The 5,073-nt window shown below is 39.9% G+C and carries 3 pseudogenes; all 3 read right to left on the reverse strand.

Going from position 1 to position 5,073, the window contains the following annotated elements:
* Nucleotides 1–122: 122 nt before the first annotated feature.
* Nucleotides 123–584, reverse strand: a pseudogene (locus QUB30_RS32805) (DUF4277 domain-containing protein); the annotation flags it as partial.
* Nucleotides 585–978: 394 nt separating this feature from the next.
* Nucleotides 979–2,474, reverse strand: a pseudogene (locus QUB30_RS32810) (IS5 family transposase).
* A gap of 907 nt (nucleotides 2,475–3,381) precedes the next feature.
* A pseudogene (locus QUB30_RS32815) lies at nucleotides 3,382–4,586 on the reverse strand (ISAs1 family transposase).
* Nucleotides 4,587–5,073: the final 487 nt, after the last annotated feature.

Raw genomic sequence — 5,073 nt, forward strand, 5'->3', positions numbered from 1 at the left:
GCGGTACGCCGCGTATCAGGCAGGGCTGTAAAAGCTTCGACTTTTGAGCAAGTTGAGACATCGTAGACGGGCCTTTCCGGTGAGAATCAATCCAATGTCATATCAGCCTTTCGATCAGAATGAAATAGCCCTGCGTCTCCATCTCCACTTACAATCGTATCAATGATAAATTGTTTGAGGTCTGGTCTTCGCTCTCTTGAATAGCCATGAACGATTTTTATGGTTTTCATTTCTGATTCTTTATCTTCAGATTCTGTATCAACTTCCTGGCTCTTTCCCTGACAGTTTTTGTATGCTCCTTCTACTGATATTGAACTGCTATCTAGGTGAACGCTTTTTATTGATACTTGAAGTTTCAGCGCTGCTTTCATGGCAATTGCTGTGAATAACTTTGTCGTTCCAGCTCGATGATATTTGTCTAAAGATCTCCCAATTCTATCATCATTTAATTGTTCGGCGGTCACTCCCTTTCCAATCAAATGTTCTGTTGCTTTTCCGACAAAAAACCTGTCGAATAGGTAGATTGGGGCACTCAAAAATCCCAGTCCGTTCAAAATCATTGCTTTCATTACTTGTCCTGGGCTTAGGGTTTCTTTAATTCTTATTCCCACTTTGGTAGTGCTTTTATGTAAAGGATAGAGGATAATAGCTCTATGCCAATCTTTTGAGGAGTCTCAAGATGAAACCCTATCTGATTTGTCCCACTTGTGGTTCTGACGATGTGATGAAAAATGGTATGACTCGTCGCGGAAAACTTTCACCATAAATGTCGTGACTGTGGTCGCCAGTTTGTGGAAAATCCTAAGTTGCAACCCAAAAACACCGACACCTTAGCAAAAATTGAGTTGCTTCTGCTTGAACGGATTTCTCTTGCTGGCATTGCCCGAGTCATGGGTGTTTCCTCTCTTCTGGCTTCTTGCATTATGTAGGGCTTGCTGAATAATCGATCGCTTTCCCAATAACAGAAGCGATCGATATTCAACCAGAGTTAAATATGAGTTTTTCCGGCTTCAATCTGAGTAAAACATAAGTGTAGATTATGTTAAACCCAAAAACAGGCATTGCTTTCCCCGAACGGCATAAAAACACACAAAAAACCCGGCGCCACCAGGTAGAAAGGTTCATTACTAAAAAAGTAATCGCAATGGCTGTTTGCGAGGTATTGTCAAGTTTTGTCATTACCAGATTCAGGCCAAATCTTCGTTTGCCTTGCCCAAATTTGCCCTCAATTGCCTGACGAATCCTCTCATCTTCTTTAGCTTGCTTCTTTTTTGATTTACTGAGGGTTGCTGGGGGTCTTCCCAAGGGCGGTCCACTGATTCTAATTCCTCTTTCTTTGCACCAAGCTCGGTTTGATCTTGTTCGATAAATGCGATCTGCATGAACGGACTCTGGATAATATCCTGTGAACCTATGATATGCTTCTACTTGTGCTTTTAAGTCCCCTGATTCGTTAAAGTTATCCCAGCTCATCCGGTCTAAAAATACATATCCTTCAAAACAACTGGCTGATAGTTTGGCTCGCCTCTCTACGCTTTTTCCGGCTTTTCCTCTGACTATGGGACGGATATGGGGTTGGCTTAAACTTACTATTCTATCCTCAATGCTCTGTTTATTGTTATCAAATAACCATTGCTGTTGGCGACCGACCTCTGTGAGGACTAGCAAGGTTTTATATTACTTTTTGTTCAGGCGTTCGAGGGTCGCACCTGACTCGATTAGCTGTTCAACATGAGCGAGGTTTCTTTTGATATATTGAAGTTGTTTTTTAATTGCCTGTCTTTTTTTTTACGGGAGGGTCTTCTTTGTTTGGCTATTAATAAGTAATCTTTTCGGGCGAGATTACGGTAGGTTCTTGGTTTTTTCTGGATTTGACCTTTGAGCTGTTTATACAGGATATCTATGATTTTTTCTGTGTGAACTCTGGCTCTGTTTAATAGTCCTAAGTCGGTCAGATAACTAATATCGGCTGGGGCCGAGGTCGCATCTATGATTAATATTCCTTGATTGGGTGACTCATTTTTGGCGTCCGAATCCTTTTTTTTTTCGGGTTTGACTGGCGTGATAAAACGGATTTTTTTAACCATTCGTTCGTTGACTTTATTAATTAGGTTCGGACTAATTCTTTGGCGAAAATGAACTAATAGAGATGAGTCAAAGGGTAGCTCGTTACTGTAGCTAGATTGACCAATAAAGTATTGTAGATAGGGGTTTTCCCGGATTTGTTCTACCGTTTCGCGAGCGCTAATTCCCAATTTTTATTTAATAATTAATGCCCCCAATGCCATCCGAAAGGATTTGGCCCTTAAGCCCTTTTCTGTGGGGAAGTTTTCAGCATATTCTGATTCAAATTCTGACCACGGGATTAATTCGCCCATTTTTACCCAACGGTTTTCAGCAGACAACCTTCCTCCGAAAGGCAGTTCAAACTCGGATGGGGGGCTGGAGGCAAGCTCAGCTTTTTTGTACGTGATCGCAGGTGGTGATGTACGGGTTTTGACCTATTTTACCTGTTTATCTTGCACTTTATTCTCGATCGCGCGCTCGAAACCTTTCGCGACGCAATATGCACTCGATTATTCAGCAAGCCCTAAATAGTAGGCTTTAAAATTCCCTTGAACTTTACCAATTGGTTTAACTGCCAAAGCTGTAATTCTTTTCATTTCAATCGTTTTAAAGCCAATTCTTGTTTTATCTTCACACCACTATTTAACAAAAATTTTGGCTGGCTTTGCTGGGGGGGTGACAAGGATGGCTAGGAGCTAGACTGAATCTGACTTATAGCCCTCATCCCCTGTTGGTAAAAATAGCGCTTTTGAGGAGTTAATGTCATTAACTCTTGAATTGCTTCGGAGTATTTGTCCAGGTATGTTAGCCAGTATTGGCTATCATTACCACTACCCCATGTACTCCGTCTTGCATACTTTCTTTTGGACTCTTGAGGGCGAACAATATACTTTTTGACTGTTTTCATTTTCAGGGTTGTTCCTTGCACGATCGCACTACTGTAGGCGAGTGCTATGGGAGCATCTCAGTTATGCAATGAGTATAAATACCTTGAACAAAAATGTGACATAATAGAGAGGTAGTAAGCAAACAAAAAGATAATGACAGAAGCAGAAAGCAGAAAATTAGAAGAGTATTTGCAAGGCGTCGCCACAATCTTATTCAAAAATAAACCCGAAGAGCAGGGTAAACGCATCTAAGTTAATTTGACAAAACCATGATTTTGTGCATTGTTAAATAACTAAAAAAACTTTCTAAAAATCATTAATTCTAACCCCATTTAAGCAGATTAAATCAGACCCTTAAGATTTTCTGAACTTCTTAAAGCCGGAGAATTTTTCTTCTTATTCTTATATTGCTATTAGATTTCGAGTATTAACTAGCCGAGTTTAAAATTTTCACTAAATAATTATTGTCCATTGCCGCTCGATACCGTTTCATTTTTAGACTTTGTTTAGAAGTTTTCTCTTGTTTCAGTAAATTTATTGCTAGCCTCCGATTGAAGTGCAAAATTTTCGGGAGAGTTCTGTTTCCGAATCCGGCTTTCATCTTCATAAAATGTAACATCTAGCGTCCAATGTAAGCTATTTTCAATGCCCCAGTGACTGCGGATAGCCCCAGCAATTCTCTCAGCATTACTGCTTAAACTACTCAAGTAAAAACGAGCTTCCGTGGTGGTTTTATTCCACAATCGTCGTTCACTAAGTATCATGACAACTGTTTTTAATCCCGTCCATAATTCTTGATTATGCAGAGGGGGTAACTCGGATACATCCACAGTCCAGACTTGTCTTTTTTCCACTCGATGATGTCCGGATTCTACTCGTTCATAATAATCATACTTTTTGTCTAAAGAATCGGCTTTTTTAGCTACTTCAAACCACTATTTTACGGCTTTACAGAGGAGTTTTTGATTGCCTTTTAAGGCTAAAACATAATCTCCTTTTTTCTTGACACTCAGAGATATTATATTTTTTTGACATCCCATAGCATCGATGGTTATTACACTTCCGGCAATTTCTAACATTTCTATTAATTCCGGGATGGCTGTCAGCTCGTTAGATTTTTTATGGACTTTCTTTTGTCCTAAAACCAATTGATGAGATGAAGACCAGGCTGTAACTATATGTAGCGCTTTTTGCTGGTCATTTCGGTCATAAGATTGTTTCATTGTTTTGCCATCAATGAAGGGCGATCGCGTTTAGTTCTAATTCCCAGACTATGGCATTTACCCAACTCAAAAAACATTCTTGAAACTGTTGTGGTTCAATTCGGGCAAATACCCGACTAAATGTGTCATGAGATGGTATACCATTCGGTAATTCTAGAAAGCTTTTTAACCATTCATATTTGGCATTACCATAGTCTTCTATTGCCACCCATCCGTCGGCACCGCTGAGGACAGCTAGAATCGCAATCGATCTAATATCTTTAAGTAAGTGTTCTTTACTTCTTTCTATTCTTGGGTCTTTCAAGTTGGCAAAATGCTCTAAAAAACTGGTATTTAAAAGATTCATTGAAGGCAATGAATCTTTTTGTTTTTGTTGCGAAGTTACAGATTTACTAAAACCTCTTGCCATTGATAGCACCAATCAACTACAAAAAACTACATGGAAAATTAGTCGCCTTTAACTGTAGCATATTTTGGGTTCAAGTTAAGATGCGTTTACCCTGACCCGAAGAGCAGTTAAAAGACTTTGGTAGTATTGAATTAGCAGTCAGAGATCATGTGCTCAAAGAAGTTGCTCCCAAGATTGGAATTTTTTTTAAGCACCAGCAGCAAAACAGAGGCGGGCAGAGCAAGAGAGATTCAAACCTGTATGGGTAAATGGCAGGTGAGAGAAAAGCAAAGCCAAAAACTAGGGCTGAAGAAAGGAACCAGACTAAGTCCGCACCTAGAAAAATGCTGCCTGCTATTGAGTGCCAACATATCCTATGCAAATACTGCACGAGACTTACAAGAATTGAAAGGAATCTATGTGTCCCACAGGGCTCTTGAGAACTTGTGGTGATAACTTTATCTAATCAATGAGGAGTCCGGCGTACCAGATTAGAAGCTGAAGCCCA

The organism is Microcoleus sp. BROC3 (genome assembly GCF_036702515.1).
Lineage (GTDB): Bacteria > Cyanobacteriota > Cyanobacteriia > Cyanobacteriales > Microcoleaceae > Microcoleus.